The organism is Paenibacillus glacialis, assembly GCF_001637205.1.
Taxonomy (GTDB): domain Bacteria; phylum Bacillota; class Bacilli; order Paenibacillales; family Paenibacillaceae; genus Paenibacillus_AQ; species Paenibacillus_AQ glacialis.
In genome coordinates, this window is record NZ_LVJH01000002.1 from 279,899 (window position 1) to 306,509 (window position 26,611).

The following is a 26,611-nucleotide window of genomic DNA, read 5'->3' on the forward strand; positions in this document are numbered from 1 at the left end:
AACAGAAATGCTCGGTGTTTAAAGAAATATGAGGGAGTTGTCCTACAGACCATTAAAATGGCTAGGGCAACTCCCTCTTTAATTGAACCCTTATCCTATAAATAATACTAGCTACTAAGAGTCCAAGGAAGAATCCAGAAATCGATGAAACAACTAACATACCCATATAATTCGTACTTGAGGAAAATAAGAACTTCAGTGTTAGAGTAATAATGGTTACAAGAAGAACCGTGATACATATCCAGATTTATGTGTAAACCCATCTAATAACACATGTGAGTAAAAACCGATCATGACAGAAACGATAAATATGATCCAGCTGCGTACAGTGGATAAGTTCCAGTCTTGTATTATTCCATTGGATTTTTTGTCCATATTGAATAATGGGGGTAGATTATGTGTTAACGGCACCTTAATTAATCTATGAAAAATATATGCTAACAACAGGCTTAGTGGAATGGCTTGAATAAAAAGACCTTTGGTTGTATGACCCATGATTTGATATGGTTCGAGTGCCATAAAATATTCAAAATCCGGTGCCATACTCCCAAGAATAATCCCTGTTAAACTTACATATTTAGGTTTTAATAACTTCAAAGGTGCAGCATACAATGGATGTGCAAATGTAAAAGGTATATCTATCCATCCTTTCTCACAAGGATAGATGCAAATATTAATGAATGATTTCAACTCTTCAGTTCGTGTAAAGATATGGTCTGGTTCTATTGAGAACTCCGTATTCTGCACCGTTCCAAACCAATGCGCACCTACGGTTAAGATATTGGCTGACTTCCCTGCCGTGATATCTGCATTACTATCACCGACAAAGACCACTTCATCTGATCGTAGATTCATCATTTGTATTGCTTTGTAGATCCCTTCTGGATCTGGTTTAGGCTGTGTAACTTCATCTCCCGCTATTGTAGTTATAAAAAAATCTGTAATGCCAAGGTTCTTTAAACATATATCTAAGCACTTTCTACTTTTGTTAGTAATAATCACCATCTTAATATGTAGTAAAGTTAACTCTTTCAAAAGATTCATGATCTCTTGGGGCATCGTTACCATTTCATGAATCTACAAGCCTTGAATGATAGTGGTAATGTATCTGCTAACATAAAAATGCATCCTCTAGAATTTCATCAGTTAAACCCAGTGGTTATTCCAATGTCTATTCTGTAGGATGCACTTCAGTTTAAAGTAAGTAATTTCGCAATAGTGGGATTCTTATGTTCTTTATTCTTGAGGTCGTCCGCCCGGTTCTAAACCAGATTCGAAAGCTGTCATCAATGGCTTCACAGATAGATCTGTGTGTACGCGAACTTGACAGGAGAGACGGATATTAGGTTCTGTGATCTCTTTTTTCGCAAGAAGTTCTGCTTCTACCTGGTCGATTGGTCCAGCGTCTCCTTCAAGAATCTCAACACGGCAAGTTGTACATCTAGCGTTTCCGCCACAACGGTGTAAAATATCGACTCCATTGTCTTCAAGAACAAGTACTAGTTTTCTTCCTTCTTCGGCTTGAAATGAGCCTTTTCCTTCTACTTGAATCGTTGGCATGTGAACTGCTCCCTTCGTTACTTTACTACTCTAGTTTACCCGATCTTGGCATCGTTAGGCGAGAAACTATCACCTTTTTCAAAATGTGATAGCTTCTCGTATGTTCGCAAGTGCTCCAACACGCTATCTCAACCATTTCCTCTAGCCAGACGTATTCGCTCGACATTATTATCCACGGAACATTCAACGTGAATTTCGTTTCTTCGCAGCAAGCAGGCGGTCCATCGATGTGGACCGCTCATCTGCGGACGCATCAGCTGGCGCCGCTGCTGATGGAGCGCTCGGCTCGGCCTTTGGCTGCCGAGCCCGCTCTACCGGCGGCTTCGCACGCGCCGCCGGTCTCTCCGAAGCCGGGATGATATCCCCAGCTTCCTGCGGGCTGCGCCCGCCCGCACCGCCGCGTTCCGCGGGCGGTGCTGCTTGCGGCGGCGAGGCTGCGCTGCCGCCGTAAAAGGCAGCGGCGCGTTCCTTGCGCGCCGCAAGCCGGGTCACGCCGGCGGCTGGCGCAGCCTCGCCGGCAGGAGCGGGCCGCCGCCGCAGGATGGCGGCAAGCCGCGCCGTTATGCTTGCCCATGGCAGCGACAAGCGGCGCACAGCAATGTCTGCGACCCATAGCAATAACGCTGCTATAAGTAGCGCATAGCTTAAATCATGGAGCATACGGCTAGGTCTAGCCTTTGGAGCAAACAGTTCCTCAGGCTTATCCCAAGATAACATGCGCCCTCCAGTAAGATCAGCAAGTCGACTAAGCCCCTGTTTCGAATCCCCATTCGTAATACGATACTCCGGAGAATAAGGTACGATTAATCCAGTACCTGGCGCAAGAATCTTGTCGGCGTCTCCTGTACCATCAACTAAAGACAACATGAAAGATCCAGGTTGATCAACCAACATCTCACCGGTGTATTGACCAGGTGATTCTTGGTATAAAGTAACTTTCTGCTCTTTCAAATCCTCACCTGTCACGACAGCTATCATTTCATCAGGCGCAGGTTCATCGTCGCTAACAGCTACCTGTAACTGAACTTCATTTCCCTTTACCTCTGTCTTTATTTCATAAGGAGAAGCTGTAAATTGTGGAAAAGTCCACTTCATCATCTGCGTTAACACATCAGAGAACGCTGACCATGACACCCATTCCTTGGACCATTTCCCCGTCAGGTCACTGGTCCATGCAACGGTACGTCCTGAACCATACTGCCATCTAGACAGTAGCGGATCAGGCTCCGGACTAACCAAGGCCGTCTGTGCAGTCGGTTTGGGCGTTGTTGCTACATAACCATTAATCGTAGGCACTCCCGCTTCAAAAAGTGAGCTCCAATCCCCAGCATCTTGCATCGCAGGGATGAATGGCTTATCAACAATGTAAGACTGAGCCATCATCACCGCTTCCCGACTGAATATCGCTGGGATGGTTGTTTCATCCTGCACGAAGTAATATCTACCCTTCGCAGCATCGGCTAATGTTTCTAGTAATACCGTATCCGAATCCTGCCCCACAGCAACGGATGAGAGCGTCATATTATTGCCTCTCATTTGCTGAATAAGTCCATCATATGCCCCATTACCTGCTGATTGCCCATCGGTCATAAGAATAATATGCTTTCTTTGAGCCTTAACAAGTAATAATTCTTGTACAGCAGAACTTAAAGCTGGATAAATATCCGTTCCACCTTGAGATTGAATCGACTGAATCTGATTGAGAACGTCCTCTTTATTGGTTAATTTTTGCGGTGAAACTACCCACCACGGCTGATTATCAAAAGCAACAACCCCAACGGTATCTTTCGGACGCATCAATTCTACAGTTCTCATGGCCGCTTCTTTAGCCAGTTCTATTTTGTCTCCGCTCATACTCCCCGATCGGTCAATCACAAGTATAAGTCCCAAGGATGGTATTTCGCGTTTCCCTACCAGCTCCATCGAGACTGGTAGAAGTTTCTCAATAGGGGTCTTGAAATATCCACCCATTCCAAAGCTGTCTTCGCCTCCAGCCATCATAAAGCCTATTCCATAACTTCTGACCGCTTGCTCAATCAGATCCATCTGACGTCCGCCAACACGATCTGCGGATACATTATTAAAAACAATGCTATCATAGGCACCATATTTTGCTAGCTCAGAAGGTAATAACTCAGGTAGAATCACATCATATTGAATAAGTCCCGAAGATAGAGCAGCGGTAATATTCCCCGATGTCTCAGCATCTCCTTCCACAACTAATACTTTCGGGGGACCTTCTACACGAGTAAAAGCATACCCTGCATTATTCGCTGATTGCTTATCTCCATCCATAAAGATTTCAGCCCGATAACGATGAAGCCCGGTTGTCTTAGCTAGCCCTTTCAAACCGTAACGATTATCCCCCGGCGTTACCTCTACCTTTTGTCTTCCAATTTCGCGATTATCTTCATACAGTCGAAGCTCTCCGGTGGCCTCATATGTACTTCGAAGCATGACTTCGAAATAAAAAGACTCCGCCTGATACAACTTATCAGGAACGATAAGTTCTTCAACAGATACATCCTTAATCTCGACTTGAGGGGACTCCAATATATCTACAGCAATCCCTCGGTCCTTTAGTAACCTTCCAGCAGAAAGCATGCTACCTACGTTCTCTTCTCCATCTGTGATCATGACCATTCGAGCATCACCTTGGTCACTTAGAAGACTACTTCCTAACTGTATCCCCGCTTCTAAATTACTAAATTCTCGCTTTAAGGATGCATTAAGTTGCACGTTATCGATCTTAGAAGTCGAAAGCTTTCGCTCAACAGCAGCACCCAATCCTGTGGATACGATAGAGGTCTGATCTTCCTTATTTTTATTATCAGCAGATTTCTGAATCCACCCCTTCAACTGCTCTCCATCAGGCATACTGAAGGAACGGTCAACGAGATAGACTATTTCTTTTTGATAGAGCACGGTGTAGGATTGTAGGCCTGATAACATCAGAACAAGTATTAATAATATCGTTGAACGAATACCGATCGCCCATTTCTTCCGTGAACCAGACAACCTGAAATCTGATCTATAGGCATACACCATAAGACCCGCTAGCGGAATAAGTAATAACAACCACCATGGATGACTAAATTGAACGCCCACGTTGGTACACCCCCCATTCCAACAGCATGATCACCAGTGCAGCGCAAGCGGCAAGCCACATAAGAGACATAGGAAACTGTCCATCGTTAGCCTTTTGATTCTGTTCGTTCCCCAGGCCTACTTCAGAAGTACTTCCCGTTTCATCCTTGACCTCTTGTGCAATTGGTAATACTGTTTTCTCTCCAATGGCTCCTTCAAAAGGATCAGAAACGACCTCCACCCAATAACTCGACATGCTTCCTTCTGCATTTTGTTGTTCAAATGCATACAATCCAGGAATAGAAGGCGTCCTCTGTAACGTTGAGAATCCTCGACTTCCCTGATCTGCATCTATTGGAGCTAATCCCGTTGAGTAGGCCAATCCACCTTTAGCAACCCACCGTGCCTTTGTATCTTCAGCAGATATAGGAATATCTAAGCTATTTCCTGCAATGACTCGCCCAAGCCCGTAACCATCTCCACTGGTCAACCACAAGACTGCATTATTCACCATGATTGGAAATTCAGCGGACAATGGAAGATCACTATCTTCTAGTTTGAAAAGAAAGGATAAACGTGGATATCCACCCTCGCTACCTGCATAAACAGCAGGCTTATTGCCAATCTCTATAATTGGGTCACCCCATTCGGGAGAATCCACCTCCAGAACCGTACCGAAATACAATCCAGATAAGGATAGATATTTATTCATTGCGTGACTCTGTAGCTTAGCTTTCTCGCCACCTACCTTTATTTCCTTGCCTATGCCACCAATCGTCCATAGCGGTGTCTTACTTAGTAGCTTCTTCCATTCACCCTGGGCTACAAAATTCGGTATAACTCCATCTACAATGATTAGATCTGGTACATCTTTTGGAACGGGAGGAGATGACATATCTGACTCATCCTCACCTTGCGCAAGATCGTCAATTCCTGTTTCCTGAATATTTATCTTGGTAATCTCCGCCCCAGTTAACTGAAGAGCCTTTTCCAAGAACAAATTACCAGATGACAGAAACAACACTCGTGGAGTTGAACTCTTACTTCCAAATGCAAAAGAAACATTATCAGCATCGTAAGCATCTAAGCTCTGTATCTCCAGACGATACACCTCAGCATCTTTTAGACCATCTGACCTAAACGTCGTTGTCCCATTCCCATTCCCATTCCATTCAACAGACTGTGTTGCCAATAACTGATCGTCTCCATATAAGTTGTATTCAGCTGGAATAACCTTACCTGGCGAACGTTCTAAGACCGCAACCGCTGTGCTACCCTTGTTGGGTTGATGCTGTACTCCGAATTGTTTGATTGCAACATTAACTGAAAGTGATTCTCCAATATCAATGACTCGAATAGGTACTTGAAAAGAAATGTTGTCTCCCTCACCCTTCCATTGACCATCCGTAAACACCACTACTTCAGCATCCTGTTCTTCCCGAGTTAATGCCGAAGCTAGCGATATTGTTTCTTGATAGGCAGCTTTGCCGTAAAAAGGCTGAATACCATTCACAGCCTCTTCAATACGCGTAATACTTTTTTCGCGAGATACGATAACCTGAGGTTCCGCAGCCATACTTAGGAGTGTTATTTCACTCCCCTTGGCATGGTCCTTCAAATAATTATTGATCTTCGTCTTCATAAGATCTATCCGTCTAATCTCCGGATTAGAATTCCCATTCTCAACAGTCGAGTCTGATGTCCTTGCACTCATGCTGCCTGAGGTATCCGCGACAATGACCACATGATCTTTAGCATCATCGGACACCCACCAATACGGCTGCATCAATGCAAACACGAGTAAAGCAGCTGCCGCCAGCTGCAACCACAGCAATAACCTATTCTGTAGCTTCTGCCACGGACGGTTAGCCTCTATATTCCGAAGGACCCGTTCCCATAGAAGATGACTCGGCACCAACGTATCTACAAATTTTCTTTTCAACAAATACATCAGTAATATGGCCGGAATGCTTAATCCAAATATCATCCCTAACCATGATCCGATCCCCATATTGAGTTCCTCCTAAAAGCTTTGCGTAGCAAAGCTGACTTCGTAAGCATAATCCAAGCTTTGCGTAACAAACCTACTTCGTAAGCATAATCCAAGCTTTGAGAACCAAACCTACTTCGTAAGCATAGACTTAAGTCATCACCAATCCCGTCTCCGCTAATATTCCAAATACAGCTTGTTGCAAGGGCATATCATTAGGAATGAGAACATATGAAATCCCTCGTTCTGCTGCATAACGTGAAAGATTACTCTGGTATTTATCCCATTCTGATCGATACAACTGTAATACTTTACCAGTTAAGGCCACTTCCTTACCTGTTCCAATCTCACTATCTACGAGCCTTAAATCTCCGCTATACGACGGGTCCATTTCCTCTTGCGATAATACATGAACAAGCACAACCTCTTGACCCGCACCAGCAAGCCGAGACAAGGCATTTCCAATCTCTTCTTCTCCATCACGAAGCCAGAAATCTGAGAATATCCATGTCATTCCCGGTAATCTAGGAATCGCCCCTGGTTCACCAAGACATGCAGCTAAACTTCCTTCTCCACCAACTGGAGCATCCTCTAGAAATTGAAACAATCGGTGGACAGCTCCACGCCCTCTTAATACGGGAAGACGAGAATCTAAAGAACGACTGTAGCAGGCAGCTTGTACACGCTCATAAGAGCAAAGAGCGATATAACTAATACTTGCTGCTAACTGCTTAGCATACTGTAGTTTACTTGGAATCTCAGCGTTTCCTTCCGCGTTCCCTTTCACTTTACGTGCACCAAAATCCATTGACGTTGAACAGTCAACATACACGCTTACCATCAATTCTTGTTCGTCCATGAATTGTCTAATGAATGGCTTGCCTGTACGTGAATACACACCCCAATCGAATCTCCTAATATCATCGCCAGCCGTATATGGGCGATAATCTGCGAATTCAAGTGATGAACCCATTCGACGAGAACGACGTTTGCCTTGTAGTGTACCTGCCACTCTCCTACCCGCACCCAGACTTAATCTCTCTAGACGAGGGAGCAGATCGGACGGTATTAAATATTGCCCATTCATACCGTACCCCCAAGAGTATCTATAATTTCTTGAATGAGTTGATCTGTCGTAATCCCCCTTGCTTGTCCTTCAAAATTCATAAAGATACGATGCCGCAACGCAGGAATTGCTACAGCATGGATATCCCCTGTGGAGAGATGCATTCTACCTTGGCACACAGCACGAACTTTCCCAGTTGAGATTATCGATTGAATTCCACGTGGTCCTGATCCAAATCTTACATACTTACGAATACCCTCTGGAGCAGATGTTTCTTCAGGATGAGTCATCATCATAAGTCTAACTGCATAATCAAGTACTTCTTCCGCAACCAGTACTTCCCGTGATCCCCGTTGAATTTCCAAAAGCTCCAGTGCCGTTGCCTGTTTACTTACAACTACTTGATGTGAAGAAGTTGTTCTACGAACAATTTCCTTCAATTCTTCTGCATTCGGATAAGGGACCAAAATCTTCAGCTGAAATCGATCTAACTGTGCTTCTGGCAGTGGATAGGTTCCCTCATTCTCCAAAGGATTCTGTGTTGCCAGCACGAAAAAAGGCTGTGGTAAATGATGTGTGTCATTTCCAATCGTAACTGTATGTTCTTGCATCGCTTCAAGTAAAGCACTTTGAGTCTTAGGTGTAGCCCGATTGATTTCATCTGCAAGCACGATACTACTAAAGATTGGCCCGCTCTGAAACGTCATCCCGGTCACACCCTGATTCCCAAACGAAAGAACCTGCGTACCTGTAATATCACTCGGCATTAAATCTGGCGTAAACTGAATCCGCGAAAAAGATAAATCTAGACTCTCGGCAATCGTACGTACCAACATCGTCTTACCGAGTCCAGGTATTCCCTCCAACAAGGCATGTCCACCAGCAAAAATACACCACAACATCTGCTCAACGACCTCATGCTGGCCTACAATCACTTCTCCAATCTGTTCTCTTACACGAGATATGGTTTCTTTCCAAGCCTCTGGCTGTATCTTTACTTCAGGCATATTTTTTCTGTCCTCCTAAAAGTTTTTTTATGTGTTACTTCATGTATATGCATCAAAAAAACTTACTTCCAAAGCATTCTAAAAGTTTTTTAGCTTTACGTCTTGGCACATAGATGACCGCTACCGTGACGTATTGTCCCTACGATCGCTGTTTCGGCACCGAAGCTACCATTACCCTCATATTTTCTAAGGATTAGGATTGATCGATATGAAATATTCTTCTACCAACCCTTGCATTTGCTGTGGTAGATCATTCCTATCAATCGTCTTTTTGGCTTCATCTGCATATTCCTCATATACTTCTTCGTAAGGACGACTAGCGCCATCAATGGTAGGCGAAGTTCCGCCTTTCTGAATACTCCCCCCCCCACCTTGAATGGGTCCTCCATCACTCTGTAATCCATCTTTCCCTTCTAATCCGCGTGGAGTGGTAACGAGCTCACGTCCACCTGTACCCAGACCAGCGCCACCACCTTGGCCAGCTCCAACACCGCCTTTACCCGCTCCTGTCCCTTGACCCGATCCACTTCCTTGTCCGGACCCACTACCCTGACCCGCACCTGCTCCTGGGGTACTTCCTGGTCCAGCAGATGCCACTTGTCCATCGCCTGCCTCACCTTCACTCAGATTACTGGCTTCACCAGCCTGAGCGAGCATTTCTGCACTCCCGCCGCCGCTCCAAGTATCAGAGTAAGATAGACCCGCAGCCGCCATTTGATCGGCCAGCCCTAATCCTTGTTGTGCTAATGCAGCACTAAGCGCGGAAGCAGCATCGGACTGCTCCATGGAAGCTGACTTTGCGTCGATTGCTTTAGATAATTCCTCTGCTAGCTGTTGTAACGCTTTTTCCTGTTCAGCAGCGTTACCTTTCTCTAGCGCTTGCTCTAATTGCTTCAAAGCATCCTTAATCTTCTTATTATCAGGATTAGTAGGCGTGTCTTCATTAAGTTTCTTTAAAGATTCCCGTAACTTTTCTTTCTGCTCGGGAGACAACTTTGACATCTGCTTCTTCAGATCACTCATTGCTTTCTGAAGTTCATCCTTACTATTATTCTGTAAACTCTTTGCAAGTGAAGACAATTGAGACAACTTCCCCATCTTCTCAGCTATCTCAGATAAGGCTTTCTTTTTCATTTCTTGTTGCTTCGCCAATTTTTCCATCGCTTTCATGCTTTTCTCTAATTGATCAAGCGCCTGCTTAGGATCCTTCTGTCCATCTAGTTCCTTTTGCAGCTTATCCATTTCTTCTTGAAGTGGTTGTTTAGTAATCGAGGCAAGCTTTGAAGTCGTGAGCTTCTGAGAGAGTTCAAATACTTGCTTTTCTTGGGTTTTAACCCAGTCCTGCTGTTCCTTAGCCTCAGCCAACACTTTATCCTTCGTATTAGGCAACACGGCAAGCAGAAGAACTACAATAAACATAGAAACGCAGGTCATCCACAACTTACGTCTTCTAGGGCCGGGAAGGCGCTTCTTCATATCGGTAGTAAAACGTTGTCCATACGCCGCAGCCTGTTCTCTTTGCCAAGAAACCGCAGCATTATCTAGTCCCTCAAAAGATAAGGCCGTTACCATCATATCGCTGCGTTCTGTTCCATCTGTAGAGACATCCATCGTGATCGCTGATTCTTTCAGGGTAATACGATGGAAGAATCCCCAAACCAACCCTATGATGATGCCGATACCTAACACACCCATAGCCCAATATCGTACGTCTTCTATAGGCCATATTCTAGCGGACAATAACAAGAATACCCCTGCCACTAATCCACAGACAGAGCCATAGCCAGTGTAAGTCAGAACACGAAATAATTGGAGCCGCTTACGAGTCATGGTCACAGAATGTTGAACGATTTCCATACTTTTGTTCGTATGTTTAGTAATCAACACATCCTCTTTGTTTTGATTATTGTTCATCGGATCTCTATTCTGATCCATACCTCATTACCCTCCTTTTTCAACTATGACGATTTGATTGCTACACATTGTTGATCATTAGTTAATTAATAATGTTATCACTTGGCTCCATAATCTTTTCTTGGGACATAATCTTATGCTTCTTCCGTCTCCGAACAGGCCGAATCGAACGAATACTAATCCATAAAGAGCCGATAATAACAACCGTATATACAAGTGCGAATTCTACCCATAGTTGTATTGGAGCATCTGTATTCATGGATGATCCGTTCATATGAAATACTGATTTAGATATCTCAGGCTCGAATAGACTTAACATCGCTCCCGCCGGATTCAACCCTAATATAAATCCTACCCAAGAAAACGACGGTGGTGTTATTGCTCCACTGTATATTTGTTGCCACATACTCGATAAGAACAGATATAGAAGTCCTGTAATCAGAAAAATAAATATACCCACGCTATAAGTAACAATGATAGAAATAATTGTTCGTTTAAATATGGTCGAGAACATGACTCCAAGAGACCCTAACAATAACATGATGAATAAATAAAATAAGAATAATGATATGATCTGCCTTGGCGAAATACCGCCATATAAGAATACGATGCTATACACTGGTAAGGTTGCAATCACAATCAAAGCCATAAAGCTTAACGAAGACAACAACTTACTTAAAATAATCGTCATAGAGCTCTGTTGTGTTGTTAGTAACATACTTAAGGTCTGCTTCTCACGTTCACTACTAATAACTCCCGCCGTCAGTGCGGGTGCCATGAAAGCTATCATTAACAATTGGGAGAAACTAAGCACGTAGAACATCATCTGACTCATACCTGAGTTAAATTGTTGCGTCCCACCATTATTGTTATTTAAGTACATTGTCATATAGATGAATCCCATAGCTATAAATCCCAAAGCAAGTATATATAACATGACAGATAACATCGCGCGGGGAGTTCGCATCCGAAGCCTAAACTCTTTATCAAGTACGGGATTTATCCATTTTCTACTCCAGTTCATTGTCCCAGTCCCCCTTTTGTAATCTCTAAGAATACATCTTCTAAGTTGGTCTGAGCTTCATTGAAAGAAAGAACTGGATAACCTAAAGATATCATTTGTTGAAGCAAGCTGGCCTGTTCTTCTTCCCCTCCACTGAAATGAACATGTACACCGGTATTATCACTAAGCACTCCACTTACAAAAGCTTCATCGCGAAGAAATGCAGTTAACTCTTCTTGTCTTTCCATGGTACGAATATGCAATATCTTCTTAACACGTAGCCGATTTTGAATATCTGATACTTTTCCTTGGGCTACCATCACCCCATGTTCTATGACCCCGATCTCATCCACCATTTCTGCAAGCTCTGGCAGGATATGCGAGGAAATAATAATCGTTTTGCCCATTAACTTCAGTTCCTTCAGTATTTCCCGCATCTCAATACGTGCACGTGGGTCAAGACCTGAGGCCGGTTCATCAAGAATCAGTACTTCGGGATCATGTACTAAACATCGTGCTAGGCAAAGACGTTGCTTCATTCCTCTAGAGAGGCTATCTACATAGCTGTCACTCTTATCACTCAAGTTCACTAAGTCTAACAATTGAGGAATCAGCTTCTCTCGTTCACTGCGGGGGATATTATAACTAGCCCCATAGAAATGTAGATATTCTATCGTCTTTAATTGATCGTATACACCAAAGAAATCCGGCATATATCCGATTTTCTTCCTAACTTCCTTAGGATACTCAGTCACTTCATAACCACCTACTCTTGCTGTTCCTGAACTTGGAAGCACCAAAGTCGCTAAAATTGACATCGTAGTTGATTTACCAGCACCGTTTGGACCTACAAAGCCGAATACTGTTCCTTTAGAAATAGTGAGATTGATATCCTTCAATGCATCAAAATTGCCATATCGTTTGCTAAGATTTGAGATTTCAATCATGGTTTCACCTTTCCTTTCAGTCTTAAATCCGGGAGAGTAAATGAAGTCTGGTCTTTGGCAGATACCGTTAATCTCAGCATTTTCCCATTCATTGCATATTGTTCTACATTCGTATTAATCGTATATCCATTACTTTGCCAAACCACAACTTCCCAATCTAACTTCTTCTCATTCCAAATTTTGAATTCTGTATTCTGTCCAACATTCGTTCCTCGTAAAGTCAGTTCTTCATATACCGCATCTTTTTCTAGCTTAGGTAATTCGTATTCGAATGTAGCTACTCCCTGAGACATATTGATCATTCCGTTAGGATCTTGATTCCACATACCTGCATTCACTTGTGTCATGTTTGGACTGATATAACCAAAAGGAATATTGATCGTGCCACTTTGAATCAAATCAATCATTACAGGCTGCGCCCATAAGTTCAATTGATTACTAGAAATCGCTTTACCCTCATGCGTATAAGTCAAGATAGGATCATTACTCCACGCAAGAATGTATGAACCTTTTTCATACCAAGAGGTGTAAGGTACATAATTCATTAATAATTCTCGTTCACGATTAAAATTATTGCCGTTATTGGTGTTCGTATAAGGATATAGAAGAGAGCCGATATTCCCTCCCATTAAATTCAGGTTCTTCCCGCTTGTGGTTGTAAGGATATCACTCTGCTTGTTCTTAGCTATATCTCCAAGTTCATACACTTTCGCTCCTACCACCAGTACGACTTTGGTCAAGTCACTCGTCGTTTCATTAATAACCTTTCCTTCAACATTTCCTTGGTCATTCAGAGATAAAGTAACATTCAATTGTCCAACCTGCCGATTATCAGTTTGTTGTGCCCACATTTTTGCAAGTGACCATTGTGGCATATTTAATAGATCAACCTTTGTTTCTTGACTACCCACTTCTATAAAGCTATTATCCACTCCACTAGACCCTAATAATCCACTTTCTCGTTGCAGTCTTATGTGTGTATTCTTAGGAAACTCTAAGGTATAATCCCCACTACTCGGTGTGAAAAATGCCGTAGCACTCGTCGTTGTCGAGCTACCTCTTCCGTTCAATTCAAGTATATTTAACGTGTGAGCAAGCTCCTTTGTCTTATCTGATGAACCCACGGTGTACACTGTTGCACTCGCAATGATTGCTATCAGCGGTATGATCCACCAAGCCCATTCTCGCCTATCTACTTTTCTCAGTATCCAATAAAGTACGGGTGCAACCACAACAACATAAATCATTAACATCCATACTAATCCACTGAATCCAGGCATTTTGAGAGAAGGGAAATAATTTAGAATATATCCGAGATTATTTAGTTGGTTATCTGGAAACATCCTATTTTGATTATTTAGCGGGAGATCATTTTTCAGGAGATGTGACCATACTTTCGGATGTCCATTCCAAGAAGAAATAGGTGCCATCGTTAGATCATATGCTGCATAGAGGACGTTACCTTGCTCAATTTGACGTGAAACGATTAATGGCTTATTCTCTGCCCGATACAAGACTTCACTATCTTCTAGCGGTTGTGCATTTGATAACGTGAAGTCCCCCTCTAAGTTAAGAGGTTTACCTCCAAGTGAAGCTAGCTCTGGAAGTGACGATACGGAAAAAGTCCCCTCATATTGAACAGGAGATAAATCGGCGAATGCAGCCGCCGTCTTAGGATATCCAGCTCCGCCTGCAAGAACCATCGTACCTCCAGACTTTACCCATCCAGATATTGCGCTGATCTGTGTCTTACTAAGGGTGTCAGATGCAAATCGGTTTATGACTAGAACATCTAGACCATCAAGTAACATTGGATCTTCTGGAATACCTGCCGCTTGCATCTTAACGATATTAAGGTCGTACCCTCCACCACGAAGTACATTCATGAATATCATCGTATCTGGATCATCTGATAACACCCCAATGATTGCACCATTCTCAGGTACGCCCTCGATATAAGATTTACCTGATGAGAACGGAATATATTTCCCCTCTTTAACCGAATCTTTATAAAATCTAATTTGGTTTCTATTCTTGTCATATACCACTCCTGGAATTCCAACAATAACTTCTTTGGCCGTGTTCTTAGTTAGCTCTACATGCTGTACGATGGATGCGGAACCCATATAATTATCAGTGTTCTGAATAACAATATCTCCAGAAACATCGGTATCACTTGTTAAAGTGATTTTAACTGGATTCCACTTGCTAGCCTTTATCCTTCCGTTGTAACCAAGATCCGTCTTTATGGTGATGGAAGGTCCATCTGCCGCATAAACAGCACTTGGAATAATCAACGCTTGCAAAAGCAACGTCAGCCCTAATATGGGCAGAATCAACATTTTAATGTACCTACTATTAACAGACAAAATTCAACTTCCCCTCTCTCAAACAATATTTCTCTTCTTATTGACGTGATGAGTGAACAAATAGTTTACATTTTTCCAAAAATGAATTCTATGAAACAAATTTCTTTATACTTACATATTTGTATTTTAACCATGTAGTGGTAGCTTCGTCATCTATATAGATTGAACTAAAGGCGGACCCTCATATTCATGAATTTCTTTAGAAATGCTTGAACTTGTGAGCACAAACTTTAGTTCAATATATCTAGTTAGAGCGTTTACGCTGCTAACGCGAGAACCATAAAAAAACCCGCTCCAGTTAAGCGGGTTTCTTGTTGAACAGCGACTATCTTAATTAAACACAACCGTTTTATTCTCATGGACCAAGATTCGATCTTCAATATGCCATTTCACAGCTCTAGCTAGAACTACACGCTCAATGGTCCGACCAATTCTCTTCAACTCTCTCACATCATCACGATGACTAACGCGTTGTACGTCCTGCTCAATAATCGGTCCACCATCAAGTTCCTCTGTCACATAATGCGCAGTTGCTCCAATGATTTTGACACCCCGTTGATACGCTTGAGCGTACGGTTTACCTCCCACAAAAGCAGGAAGGAAAGAATGGTGTATATTAATAATCCGATTGCGATAGTGTTGAATAAACGTAGGTGAGATGATCTGCATATATCGAGCAAGAATAATGACATCTATATCATTGCCTACCACTTCTAGCTGTCGCAATTCCGCTTCCTTCTTCGTATCTGCAGTTACTGGAATGATATGGTATGGAATACCGAAGGATTCAACATATTCCTTCATATCAGGATGATTACTAACGACCATCGCGATTTCCCCATCCAGATCTCCGGCTTGCCACTGCCAAATAAGTTCAACTAGACAATGATCCTCCTTAGATACAAAGATCGCCATCTTCTTCTTGCGATTCACGTTGTGAATTCGCCAATTCATCTCGAACTTGGAAGCTACCTCTTTGAACTGCTCTTCCAGTCCAGGTAACTTCTGCTCCAGTTCAACAAGATCGAATTCGATACGCATGAAGAACATGCCTCCAGCAGGATCCATCGTGTACTGATCCGATTGGACAATATTAGCTCCATGTTGATGTAAGAAATGAGACACAGCAGCTACAATTCCTGGTCCATCTGGACATGAAATAAGCATTCGTGCACGTTCTTTGTATGGGTTCTCCGATAAGGATACACTCTTTGTGTGTACTTCCATTTAATTTCAGACCTCACTCTCTCCAATTTCACGTTTCTTATCAAGATATTATTTTGTAAAGATCTCCCGGCCTGCTAAACATGCGATGATACGTTGGTTCATTCCTTCTTCACTAAGATCAGGGAACAAGTTTGCTTCTAGAACCATGTCATATAAACGTTCTAACGGCTCTCGTGGATCTGCTTTTTTGGCCTTAGCATCATTCTTCAGCAAATTCCAAATATCTAGTACAAATACCCTCGGATCCATCTCTTGTGTTGCGAAGTATGAATGAAGTTCTTCTACCTGACTTAGAAATTCAATCCCAAATCTTTCAGCTACATTGCCACGAAGTAGAGCAATTTCAACTTCATACATCGGCCGTTGCGTTTTGACATCTTTCCCAATCCAAGGCGTCTCCAGAATAAAAGGTAACCCTTGCAACCGTTCATGATGTACCACGCGATTAATCGTATCGAATCCAATAAATCCACTACCTAGAGGTGTATGACGATCCTTACCTGCGCCACGTGGGTTCTTGCTATCATTTAAATGGATAACGCCAATTCGAGATAATCCAATGATACGGTCAAATTCTTCAAGAACACCATCTAAGTCACCGACGATATCGTATCCTGCATCATGAATATGACATGTATCCACACATATCGTTAGACGTTCATTATGTTTTACTTTATCAATAATCCGAGCTAATTCCTCGAAAGTACGTCCAATTTCTGTACCTTTTCCAGCCATTGTCTCTAATGCAATATTAACATCTGTCTCATTCGTGCCTTCTAACACATCATTCAATCCGTCAGCAATACGCTGGATTCCGTAATCAGCATCCATATCTGTATATGCACCCGGATGTAACACAATATTCTTCACACCAATAGCGTGAGTACGGCGAATCTCTTCCTGCAGGAAGCTAATCGCAAGCTCATATGTATTGGCCTTGTACGATCCTAAATTAACAATGTAAGGTGCATGAACAACGATTTCTTCGACGCCGTTCTTCAGCATTAGTTCATTACCTTCTTCAAGATACATGGAATCGATCGGCTTACGGCGCGTATTCTGTGGTGCGCCAGTATATATCATAAACGAATTAGATCCATAGGTATTTGCTTCTTTAGCTGCACTTAACAGACCCTTGTCCGAAAAAGACACATGGGAACCAATTTTTAACATGTTGCATCCCCCTTTATCACGAATAACCTTTATATTAACTTGAATATCGAAAAAAATCTAGAAATGCGTTATAATCAAGAAGAAACGACTGTGCCGTCCTAATTTAAGGACCAAAACCGTTTCTGTCAGAAAATATACGGATAAAGTATCGAGGAAAAACTTATACTTTCTTATATTTTCAATCTACCGATTGAAATAATGATTAATATCATTGAGGTGAACATATATGTATACCACAATAGTGGCCAATTTACTCTTAACTAATACTCCTAGCAGATGGTTTATGAACTCGATTGCTTTCTGGACAATTATTATGGTCGGAGCAATGTGTATCGGGGGATTCTTCATGTTTCGTAAGTTTCTCAAAGTGCTTCCCAAAGCAGATGGTAAATCCAAGCTAGATTGGCAAAATTATTGGGTGGAACTGAGCCGCCCATTATGGAATGACGAATCGAAGGCTTTCTTGGACATGTTGGTTAGTCCGGTACCCACGGCATTTCGAGATATAGCCAAACATTCCATCGCAGCTGAGATTGGTAAGATTGCTATTGAAAGTAAGGCAACTGAAGTCACGAAAGATCACTGTATTCAAGGATACATTGTTGCTACACCTAAGCGAGACAATAAGTTCCTGATGAAGTTCCTGACAAAGAATGAGATTGATTATAAGCCCTATGAACATCTTCTAAACAGATAATATCATACGATTACATAAGACTGCTTATACCTATAAGACCACACCATTGAAATGATTCATTTCGACTGTGTGGTCTTTTTGTACAGATAGAACGTGTAAGATATGATGAAATGATAACCTTTTACATATTGCTTTTAGCTTTCCGTCATAAATTTATAAAACAAAGGAGTATATGATCATGAAGATTGCTATAAGTGGGGGAACAGGCTTTATTGGACAATCATTAATTGAGCATTGGATTGCACAAGGACATCACATCATCATCATTACTCGAAGGATTCCCCCTAACACAACTACACACGAACACCTGAATTACATCACTTGGGACCAATTAGATCATCATCCTGAGTCACTAGAGAACTTGGACGCACTTGTGAATCTCGCGGGAGCATCTTTGAGTCAGAGGTGGACGAAAAAGGGTAAACAAAGGATTATGGAGTCTCGGCTAACAACTGTCTCATCGCTCAGTAAATTAGTCTCACACTTAAAGAATAAACCCGCTGTTGTCATTCAGGCTTCAGCCGTTGCGATCTACGGAACCTCATTAGAAGAAACATTCGAAGAGACTTCCCAATCATACGTAATGGACTTTCCCTCAGGCGTTGTCCAACAATGGGAAGATGCAGCTGATAGCATTCAAGATGTTCGATTAGTGAAATTAAGGATCAGTGTGGTACTTGGAAACGACGGTGGGGCTTATCCGATGATGAGGCTTCCTTTCAAGCTTGGCGTAGGCGGAAGAATTGGCAGTGGTCAGCAGTGGATGTCATGGATTCATATCACGGATATGGTGAGGTTAATTGAGTTCTGCATCCTCAACCCAAATATCGAAGGACCTGTCAATGCAGCTACGCCACAACCTGTCACGAACGATCAGTTCGGTAGAGCCATCGCTGCAGTACATCATCGGCCCTATTGGTTCCCCCTTCCGAGCTTCCTCTTAAAAGGAATTGTAGGCGAGTTATCACTTATCCTATTAGAGGGACAACGCGTCCTACCAAGTAAAGCTCTTGAGCACGGATTTCTATTCACTTATCCTGGAATCAAGGAAGCTCTTCAGGATCTTAAGTGATACGTATACTCTCCTTTAATGATCGTAAATGTATCTCCATCATGAAGGGGATACTCTTTGTAGGAGACCATAGGTTCCTTGTTCAGTAATGTACCATTCTTCGAACCTAAGTCTTTAATGACATATCCCCCGCTCCCTTTAGAGAGCTCTACGTGGGCTCTTGAGGTCCCAGGTGTTTCTTCAACAAACTGGGCAACATCAGCCGCTCTTCCAATAATGAAGTGAGGAAGATTCAGTACAATTGGAGTCGCCGCAAGCTCACTCTGAGCTGAGTTCCCACGGTGTAAGCCTTTCTGAATTCCTTGTCCTATTTCTCTGCGTTCTAGATAGGGATATGACTTATACGATGTGAATTGTACATCTTGGGATGTGTTATTCTCCGGCTTCAATAGAACTGTTGCATTGACTCTAGGGGAAGTTAACATTTCCGTTTTGTGTCCCAATTGAGCATAATAATCTCCTTGTTCCTCTTCATCATTCATTGAGGTTGCGGCTGATTCCCTGTTCATTATTCCCCAGTCTGCTTGAGTACGTTCTGGTGTAGGGTTATCCGGAAACACCCATCTCTTCTCGGAAGGTTCAAGTTCTTTCTCCTTAGATGATCCTCCAAAAAATCCTGTTAATCTCTCTACTTGAAACGAGGAACCACGTTTACGATGAGTGTCATCTAATCTTCCTGAATCAAATAAGGGAACTGATTCTGTTAAAGAATCTACTCTCTTCCTAGGTAGACCTAGCTTACCCTTCCATCCTAACCATGCAATAGCTCCAAGGACAGCCGTAACGAGGATACAAACACTTAGCATGACTGTTCCTGGATGAGACATATAGAGGAATCTCCATGCAACAGCACAAGTAACTAAGCAACTTAAAGCTACATAGGTCTTCGTTGGGGATGACTTATGTTCTTCATCTCCATCTGCCATATCATCCTCATGATAATCATTCATCCATGTGTGCTCTTTATCAAATGAAGTCTTCGCAGGAGTCTTTATTATTGGTTCTCGCTTTCTTGGAACTGCTGGGTGATGATCAGACATATCTTGCGAATCTGCAGATAATCTCACTTTTCGTTCCGGTTCTGTTGCGCGTGGGATCGATTTGGGGACGGAACTAGAAATGGAATTAGTTTGAAAGATCTGAGGTAGTTCAATATTATGTTGATGTATATTAGTTTGATGTAAATCTGATTGATGTATATTATTGTGAACATGCTGAGAGTGTAAGCTTTGCCCTGCTCCGGCCATTAGATTCAGAAGCAGACCTTTCAATCCAGTCAACGTAAATTCTTCAACACTCACATATTGAAGAAGCGTTTGTATCCCATTACCTTGCAATTCAGACACAGAGGTCATAAGCCTTGTTATCAGATGGTGTAGAGAAGACTGGATCGTTGTCGAATTCTTCATAGATTGAATAGGTATATAGGTCAGATATAGCGTACCCGAATGGAGAGGGCCCTCCATAAATATATAATCTTCCTGAAGTATGTATTGATCTTGATCTAACATATATAATTTACTGTCGTCTAGCGCACTTACAATTTGCAGCAATAGACCGTAGTATTCGTCCAGCGTTAATTTATCACTTTTAAGCGAGTGAGTAAGCATTTTTGTATTGGTAATATCATATTGGAGACTTACTTTGAAATCTAATTCTTTCATAGTAAGAGGCAAAAGATGAGGAATTTTGGCCGCAGAGATCATGCTGGTCTGGACTCTACTTAATTCAGATGAAGGAATGCCCTCAGGACTACTCAGAATCATATAATTGCCACCACTTTGGATGAAATCTCGCGTTAATCCAAACAATATATTCACCTCTCTCTAATAGGGTACCGCAAATAAATAGATTGATTGAACTAAAGACGAACCCTCAAATTCTTGATTCGCTTTATCAAATGATTGATCTGGGGAGCGCAAACTTTAGTTCAGCCTATATAAATACGCACATATAATGCCTGGAACAACTGCAATCATAAACGGAAAACGAACTTGCTCCTTGCTTGCTATCTTCAGTAACAAGGTATCCTTTAGAACAAATAATCCTACGATTCCACGGAACACCTTCCGAAGACGAACGAGTGTCTCTCTACGCCATAACAGAATGACAATTCCAATAAGTCCTGCGAATAGTATCGAATACAATAAGGTCTGAATGGTGAATAATGTTCCTGTCCATGCACCAATCCCACCGAAAAGTTTGACATCACCTGCTCCGACAGCTCCCATCCAATACATAACTAGAAGAATGCCAAATCCGACTAGTAAGCCCTTCCCAGCGAACATCACTCCACTCCAACCAGAATCAATTAAATGGTATAACAATCCGCATATCATAGCCGGGATTGTCAGCATGTTCGGAATCTTCATCGATTTAATATCAGTAACGAAGGCTGTAACTACGAGTATCCCACATCCAGCAAAAGCAATCTCCATGCTTCTTTCTCCTCCTATCCCTGTGAATGATCATCTCAGATCAACTACGGTAAACGTGACTTCAACTCGTTGTCCGTCCTCTGCCGTAATAACAAATGGCCATGTCCCAGGCGTCGTATTCGTTCCGACAAACCATTCCCACTCGATGTAACCTTCCGCATCTGCCTGACTCCATCCCAGATACTTCGCGGTACTCGCACCACTTTTATAAAATACAGATAGTTGTGCCCTACTATTAGGAGCCACTTTCACCCTAACCTTTGTTTTCTTTCCGACAATAGCTGGATTAGGCTTCTCTAGGACCTCAATAGATGTGGAGGTCTCATCTTCACCTTTACCACCTTCTCCTACCGTACCTTCCGACGTGTCTCCGATCCATAGACGTTCTTGCGCCTTTGCTTGAATCACAATCTTTTTATTAATAAAAGGGACTTTTATCGGTAGTTCATAACTAAGTTCAATACCGAAATACGGATTGCTTCTAGTCTTCATATCTGGAAGATAAATATTGGACACATGAATTCGATCCACGTTTAAGAATTCACTCTGAATGAACGGCTTTAGCAATGGCTTGACCACAGGATCGAGTACAACTTCCGATGCAGAGTTCTTTATTTGCTGTAACGGCTCATCACCCTTCGCAGCAGCATCCATTATCCATTGACTAAGAGGAGCTGGAAGAGAACTGCTATACTGGGATGCCCAATCCGTCACAGACAACTTAGGTATGATCCAATTCCCTGTTAACTGAGAGTCCTTAATCTCCTCTAATGGCGTTTCTTTCTTCACTACTAATGCAATAGGATACATATGAGAAGAGACCATCTTTACAGTATCGGACACAGTGCTTTGAAGTGAGGTTGAGATCAATGTCATTTGAATAATATAAATTAGAAAAACAATGAAAAAAATAAAGAATGGAAACACTAATGCAGCCTCAAGAACCATGCTACCTTGTTCTTTATTGTTTCTATTAATAGGAATAATCCGCTTTTTTGATAGCATAATAACGGTTTCCTTCCACTTCATCTTCACTATTCGTAGCCGAGCCGAACATTTTCATGATGCCCGGGAGAAACCATAATTTCATACCGATCCGAACTTCTCCAGAAGAATAAGTCGCCCTCTCAGCTGGGTTAATACCAGTATTAAAACGAATCAGTGAAAGCATACGAGACATTTTTTTATCATTATTACTATGAATAAATAGAAATACTCTCAAGTAATCACGGTAAGTCATCTCCACTTTTAAGTACGCGGACAACTCTATCGATCCCTTTTGGCACAGTTGAATCATATCTACAATCGCCATCTCAATCCCATACAACAAGGCCGCAGCTAGAATTAATAAGGGATTTCCAAGTTTGCTACTCTTCACTAACCCTTCCATCGTCCGTATCGCTAACCTCGTCCCAAATATTTCTGCATAAGCAGCTGATACGTTACCAACCGGATTATGAAATCCATATAAAATGTATTCCAATTCCTGATTATGGATACTAAGCTGTTCTACTAAATCATCCCCTATGGAACTATCAGGGTTACTAACGATATTGCCCAAACGTGTAATATCAAAATGATGAAAATAGAGCGATGCATACTCATTTTGGTAAAATTCATCTTGTAAGCCAGCCGTCATTCCACCCATTGAACCATACAAACCATCCATATTATCCATCGCGGATGCACCAGCGTCATAAGGATCATTATCCAGTTGAGCTCCTTGATAGGCATCTCCGGCAGATTGCTTATTAAAGGCGATGCTCTCATCGTAATATTGTTGAAGTGTACGATACTCTTCCATGTATCCTCCTGCCTTATCGCTCAATTCATTTATCTTATTTAGGATATTGGCAGCATCCTTCAACTTGGCCTTAGCTTTCTTCTCAGTTGCCTTACGCTCTTTATCAGAAGAACGGTTCTCCTCCAATTTTCTTAATTCCTCATCGAGAATGTTTCCTGAACCCGAAATAGAATACCTCCGCAAGTAATCATCTACCTTAACTCGCGTCTCAATTGCTGCAGATTTCATGTGACTACTACTTGACGACGTGCCTAAGGCTCCACTCATGGCAGAACTAAAAGATGTGATTTGAGCATCTAAAGTCTGATAATGATTGGTCTGAACCTCAATCTGTTTTTTAAAATCTTGTAATAATATTTCCGGTAACAGTAATTTCTCCGCCTGCCCTCTAATCTGTCGTATCGTTTCTGAATCCTCACTACTTAGTTCCTCAGTACTTCCCGGATTATTTTCACGAGATACCTGATCGTATCCGTCGCTTTGGGACCGGTTCTCAGACTCCGCAATCACTCGTTTCATTTGTTCATTCATCTCGTACGCTTCTTCCCATAATGCTAGTGCTTCAGGTAACATCTTTTTGTGATCTGCACGCGATGAGTTCTGATGATCAGAAACAGTAGATAATAAACTAGAAGAACCTTGAAGATAACCATTAATCAAATCTCTATATGAATCAATTAAGGCATCTTCCGCATCGAAGTCACCCTCATTTAGTTCTATCCAACTCTTTGCCTGCCTCTCCGCAATTAGGCGTTCAAGCTCATTCGCCTTTTCAACGTGGTCATCATACTGCGCAGCTATATCCTTTCCAGAATGAATGCCGCCACCCAATGACTCATTGGATATGTGAGTAGTAGCCTGCTCCATGATCAGGCTAGCTATATTGTCTACGCTCTGCGCCGCCTTTTTCTGCTTACCAAGCATCTCATCTAATGCATCTTCCCGTTTGTCATAAAGCTTCTGCAGCTTTTTAAGTACATCCACCGTATTAGATGCTTCCTTCATGGATTGAGATAACGGTTTGAATTTATTAACAATTTCTAGCGTGAAGTCAATGGGAGCTTTATATTTCATTTCTTCCCCAATTTGGCGATTAAATATTTCATATTCCCCAAGCATCCTCTCCATCTGTAGCGAAGACGTATCTAATTCAAGAGGAAGTATTGAAAAGGCATCACCTCGATCACCATGATCCATACTACCATTCAGAACCCCAGACATGATCTGATTACCATCACTCTCTCCATAAGCGAACAAACCGTATTCCTGCTGTAATTCTGGTTCATAGGCAGACATCACAGAACGAACTGCGGAGTGTACTAAGCGCTCACTCTGAACCTTCATTGCAGCAATCCGTGCGTAGTCAATGAATAAAGCTACGAAAGTAAACACAATAGCTAAGATCAAGATAAGAAAAATAGTTACTGAACCCCTCTGGTCTGTATACCATTTTCTGAACACCCTTTCTCCCCCTTCCCTCTATAAATTAGAAATAAACTGATGCCTTACAATAAGGGTTTATTTACTTTTTGATCCGTACTTCTTCAAGACTTCACCTGCATTACCCGGATTAGTCGAACTCCCCCCAGATCCTTTGAATTTAGCAGCATAATATCTCATCAAATCAACCATTCGTATAAATTCAACAGGTTCAACAACGACAGACTGTGCATTCGCATCTATCTTAGATCCTCCCGAAAGTATCTGATCTAAAGGAGGTAAGTTAATAAGTTGTTCTAAATCAGTACTCACTTTACGAAGAAGTAGATTGTTCTGATACGAAATCTCACCTTGCATATTCCCTGTCACAAGCATACTTACTTTGGACAATTTAGTAGCAGGAAGCGATCCTGAATTCTCGGATCCGGGTAGAGAAATCGATTGTTTATTCTCAGCCCCGGCCCAACCAAACATGGTACTAAGCATCTGATCATCTGTAAGCCGCCAATACAATGAATCATACTGTCCTTTAGAAAAAGCTCCATTAGACACTTCTTTATGACTGTTATCCCAGCTATAAGCCGACCTCTCAGCCGCAGCCGAAGCAACTTGTTGTAATATAGACTGTTGGTAAATGTACATGCAGAAGAACATGAGAATAATCGTCACCATCAGCACAATAGGCATAACGAGGGAAGCTTCAAGCGTGAAACTTCCCTCGTTACCTTTAAGTTTATTTTTCATCGATAAAGTTTTCGCTTTTTGCACCTACCTTTTTCAATAAGCTTTCAACAATGAGGCCCAGTTGTTTCCTAAAGATCACAGCTATTACCACAATTGCTGCGATGATCAAGATCATCTCCAGCATGCCAAGCCCTTCTTCTTCCTGCCAAAATCCCTTCACTTTTCCCCAAGCAATCGTTAACATATCAACACTCCTCCTACATATTCATCATCATCATTGCGGGTGTACCAACCAGAACTACGACCACCATAAAAATAACGACCATTGGAAATACCAACTTGGAAGACGCTTGCTCACCACGAGTACGCGTGATCATTTTGCGACTCTCCCATAATGTTCGTGATAGATCACGTAGTGCCAATACAAAATCGTTGCCTCCACGCCTGAAATTCAACAGAATGGTAGTCGTGAATATGGAAACCTCTTGTAATGCACATCGCTTACTAAAACTTTCAAAAGCCTGTTGGAAAGAGTACCCGCTGTCCCAATCCTGAATCATCCGATTAAACTCTTTATACAAGGGATGATCGTGCTGTTCTTTCTTTCGTTCTACACAATGCGTTATCGCTTTTTGTACCGTTTCACCTGCGCCTACGAGTAACACGATTTTGTTAAGCAGTTCTGGAAGCTCCATCAATATATCTTGGTCCCGAATTTGAACCTTGCTATACAGATCCTTCACCATCGCTACAGGTAAAAGGACTGCTAAAGCACCACCTAATATGAATCCTGTCTTCTCGCCCAACCCTATAGAAAGAACACAGCCAGAGCATAGTAGGAGCCAGCTGTAACACATCATTTCTCCTAAATAGAGCAATGTCATCTCGCCACTGTATCTCATGCCGTGAATTTTCTGAATGGAACGCTGAACTTTATAGAAGAAAAACGGAAACCTTGTCGTTATCTTTGACTTGTCCAAAATAACCAACATCGGCACTACCACCTTACTAAGGCGTAGACCTTCCATAGGTAGCTTGCTAAGCCTCCGATACTTCTCATCGCTTCGCCAGTTCAGCATCACCCAACATCCCACTAGCAGAAGTAGCATCACGACGTATAGGATAATCATAGC

At 42.2% G+C, this 26,611-nt stretch carries 21 protein-coding genes; 2 read left to right on the forward strand and 19 right to left on the reverse strand.

The features are described 5' to 3' along the window. Positions 1-216: 216 nt before the first annotated feature. From PGLA_RS01765 to PGLA_RS01820, 12 genes are all read right to left on the reverse strand, one after another. A complete protein-coding gene (locus PGLA_RS01765) occupies positions 217-1,068 on the reverse strand; it encodes an HAD-IA family hydrolase (protein WP_068527800.1) in 852 nt (283 codons plus the stop codon). Positions 1,069-1,236: 168 nt separating this feature from the next. Next, positions 1,237-1,560 carry a 2Fe-2S iron-sulfur cluster-binding protein gene (locus tag PGLA_RS01770; RefSeq protein WP_068527803.1) on the reverse strand — a complete coding sequence of 108 codons (324 nt, stop codon included), beginning with the start codon at positions 1,558-1,560 and terminating at the stop codon, positions 1,237-1,239. A gap of 183 nt (positions 1,561-1,743) precedes the next feature. After that, positions 1,744-4,668 (reverse strand): VWA domain-containing protein, encoded by a 2,925-nt coding sequence (locus PGLA_RS01775; protein ID WP_068527805.1) that lies wholly within the window; start codon positions 4,666-4,668, stop codon positions 1,744-1,746. After that, complete coding sequence (locus PGLA_RS01780; protein WP_068527808.1) at positions 4,652-6,658, reverse strand: vWA domain-containing protein; 2,007 nt, start codon at positions 6,656-6,658, stop codon at positions 4,652-4,654. The genes PGLA_RS01775 and PGLA_RS01780 overlap by 17 nt, the downstream gene beginning before the upstream one ends. A 130-nt stretch (positions 6,659-6,788) precedes the next feature. After that, a complete protein-coding gene (locus PGLA_RS01785; RefSeq protein ID WP_068527810.1) occupies positions 6,789-7,724 on the reverse strand; it encodes a DUF58 domain-containing protein in 936 nt (311 codons plus the stop codon). Beyond that, entirely contained in the window at positions 7,721-8,710 is a 990-nt protein-coding gene (locus PGLA_RS01790) for an AAA family ATPase (RefSeq protein WP_068527813.1), read from the reverse strand. Before PGLA_RS01790 ends, PGLA_RS01785 begins: the two co-directional genes overlap by 4 nt. A gap of 186 nt (positions 8,711-8,896) precedes the next feature. After that, the gene (locus PGLA_RS01795) at positions 8,897-10,645 is read right to left on the reverse strand and encodes a phage tail tape measure protein (RefSeq protein ID WP_245699652.1); all 1,749 of its coding nucleotides are present in this window, start codon (positions 10,643-10,645) and stop codon (positions 8,897-8,899) included. A gap of 61 nt (positions 10,646-10,706) precedes the next feature. Further along, positions 10,707-11,648 (reverse strand): ABC transporter permease, encoded by a 942-nt coding sequence (locus PGLA_RS01800; RefSeq protein ID WP_068527815.1) that lies wholly within the window; start codon positions 11,646-11,648, stop codon positions 10,707-10,709. Continuing rightward, positions 11,645-12,574 carry an ABC transporter ATP-binding protein gene (locus PGLA_RS01805; protein WP_068527819.1) on the reverse strand — a complete coding sequence of 310 codons (930 nt, stop codon included), beginning with the start codon at positions 12,572-12,574 and terminating at the stop codon, positions 11,645-11,647. Before PGLA_RS01805 ends, PGLA_RS01800 begins: the two co-directional genes overlap by 4 nt. Further along, the gene (locus tag PGLA_RS01810) at positions 12,571-14,943 is read right to left on the reverse strand and encodes a DUF7408 domain-containing protein (protein ID WP_068527821.1); all 2,373 of its coding nucleotides are present in this window, start codon (positions 14,941-14,943) and stop codon (positions 12,571-12,573) included. The genes PGLA_RS01805 and PGLA_RS01810 overlap by 4 nt, the downstream gene beginning before the upstream one ends. 330 nt (positions 14,944-15,273) lie before the next feature. Next, positions 15,274-16,170, reverse strand: coding sequence for a formyltetrahydrofolate deformylase (gene purU / locus PGLA_RS01815; protein WP_068527823.1), 897 nt, complete (start codon positions 16,168-16,170; stop codon positions 15,274-15,276). Positions 16,171-16,218: 48 nt separating this feature from the next. Beyond that, on the reverse strand, positions 16,219-17,343 hold the full coding sequence (locus PGLA_RS01820; protein ID WP_068527826.1) for a deoxyribonuclease IV: 1,125 nt from the start codon (positions 17,341-17,343) through the stop codon (positions 16,219-16,221). A gap of 226 nt (positions 17,344-17,569) precedes the next feature. On the opposite strand from PGLA_RS01820, the gene PGLA_RS01825 reads away from it, so the two are divergent. Together PGLA_RS01825 and PGLA_RS01830 are read left to right on the forward strand one after the other, a co-directional pair. Continuing rightward, complete coding sequence (locus PGLA_RS01825; protein WP_068527828.1) at positions 17,570-18,040, forward strand: DUF2621 domain-containing protein; 471 nt, start codon at positions 17,570-17,572, stop codon at positions 18,038-18,040. Positions 18,041-18,218: 178 nt separating this feature from the next. Beyond that, on the forward strand, positions 18,219-19,112 hold the full coding sequence (locus PGLA_RS01830) for a TIGR01777 family oxidoreductase (RefSeq protein ID WP_068527831.1): 894 nt from the start codon (positions 18,219-18,221) through the stop codon (positions 19,110-19,112). On the opposite strand, the gene PGLA_RS01835 is transcribed toward PGLA_RS01830, so the two are convergent. The 7 genes from PGLA_RS01835 to PGLA_RS01865 form a co-directional block, all read right to left on the reverse strand. Then, positions 19,097-20,923 (reverse strand): DUF6382 domain-containing protein, encoded by a 1,827-nt coding sequence (locus PGLA_RS01835; protein WP_068527834.1) that lies wholly within the window; start codon positions 20,921-20,923, stop codon positions 19,097-19,099. The two genes, PGLA_RS01830 and PGLA_RS01835, sit on opposite strands and share 16 nt — an antisense overlap. A 114-nt stretch (positions 20,924-21,037) precedes the next feature. Beyond that, positions 21,038-21,550 (reverse strand): A24 family peptidase, encoded by a 513-nt coding sequence (locus tag PGLA_RS01840; protein ID WP_068527836.1) that lies wholly within the window; start codon positions 21,548-21,550, stop codon positions 21,038-21,040. A 30-nt stretch (positions 21,551-21,580) separates the two neighbouring features. Beyond that, on the reverse strand, positions 21,581-22,555 hold the full coding sequence (locus PGLA_RS01845) for a pilus assembly protein (protein ID WP_068527839.1): 975 nt from the start codon (positions 22,553-22,555) through the stop codon (positions 21,581-21,583). Further along, a complete protein-coding gene (locus PGLA_RS01850; protein ID WP_068527841.1) occupies positions 22,524-24,815 on the reverse strand; it encodes a TadE/TadG family type IV pilus assembly protein in 2,292 nt (763 codons plus the stop codon). The genes PGLA_RS01845 and PGLA_RS01850 overlap by 32 nt, the downstream gene beginning before the upstream one ends. Positions 24,816-24,872: 57 nt before the next feature. Further along, positions 24,873-25,538 carry a TadE family protein gene (locus PGLA_RS01855; RefSeq protein ID WP_068527844.1) on the reverse strand — a complete coding sequence of 222 codons (666 nt, stop codon included), beginning with the start codon at positions 25,536-25,538 and terminating at the stop codon, positions 24,873-24,875. Continuing rightward, positions 25,528-25,722: a Flp1 family type IVb pilin gene (locus PGLA_RS01860; protein ID WP_068527847.1), complete on the reverse strand. Its 195-nt coding sequence runs from the start codon at positions 25,720-25,722 to the stop codon at positions 25,528-25,530. Before PGLA_RS01860 ends, PGLA_RS01855 begins: the two co-directional genes overlap by 11 nt. A gap of 13 nt (positions 25,723-25,735) precedes the next feature. Then, positions 25,736-26,608 carry a type II secretion system F family protein gene (locus tag PGLA_RS01865; protein ID WP_425415329.1) on the reverse strand — a complete coding sequence of 291 codons (873 nt, stop codon included), beginning with the start codon at positions 26,606-26,608 and terminating at the stop codon, positions 25,736-25,738. Between the last annotated feature and the right edge of the window lie 3 nt (positions 26,609-26,611).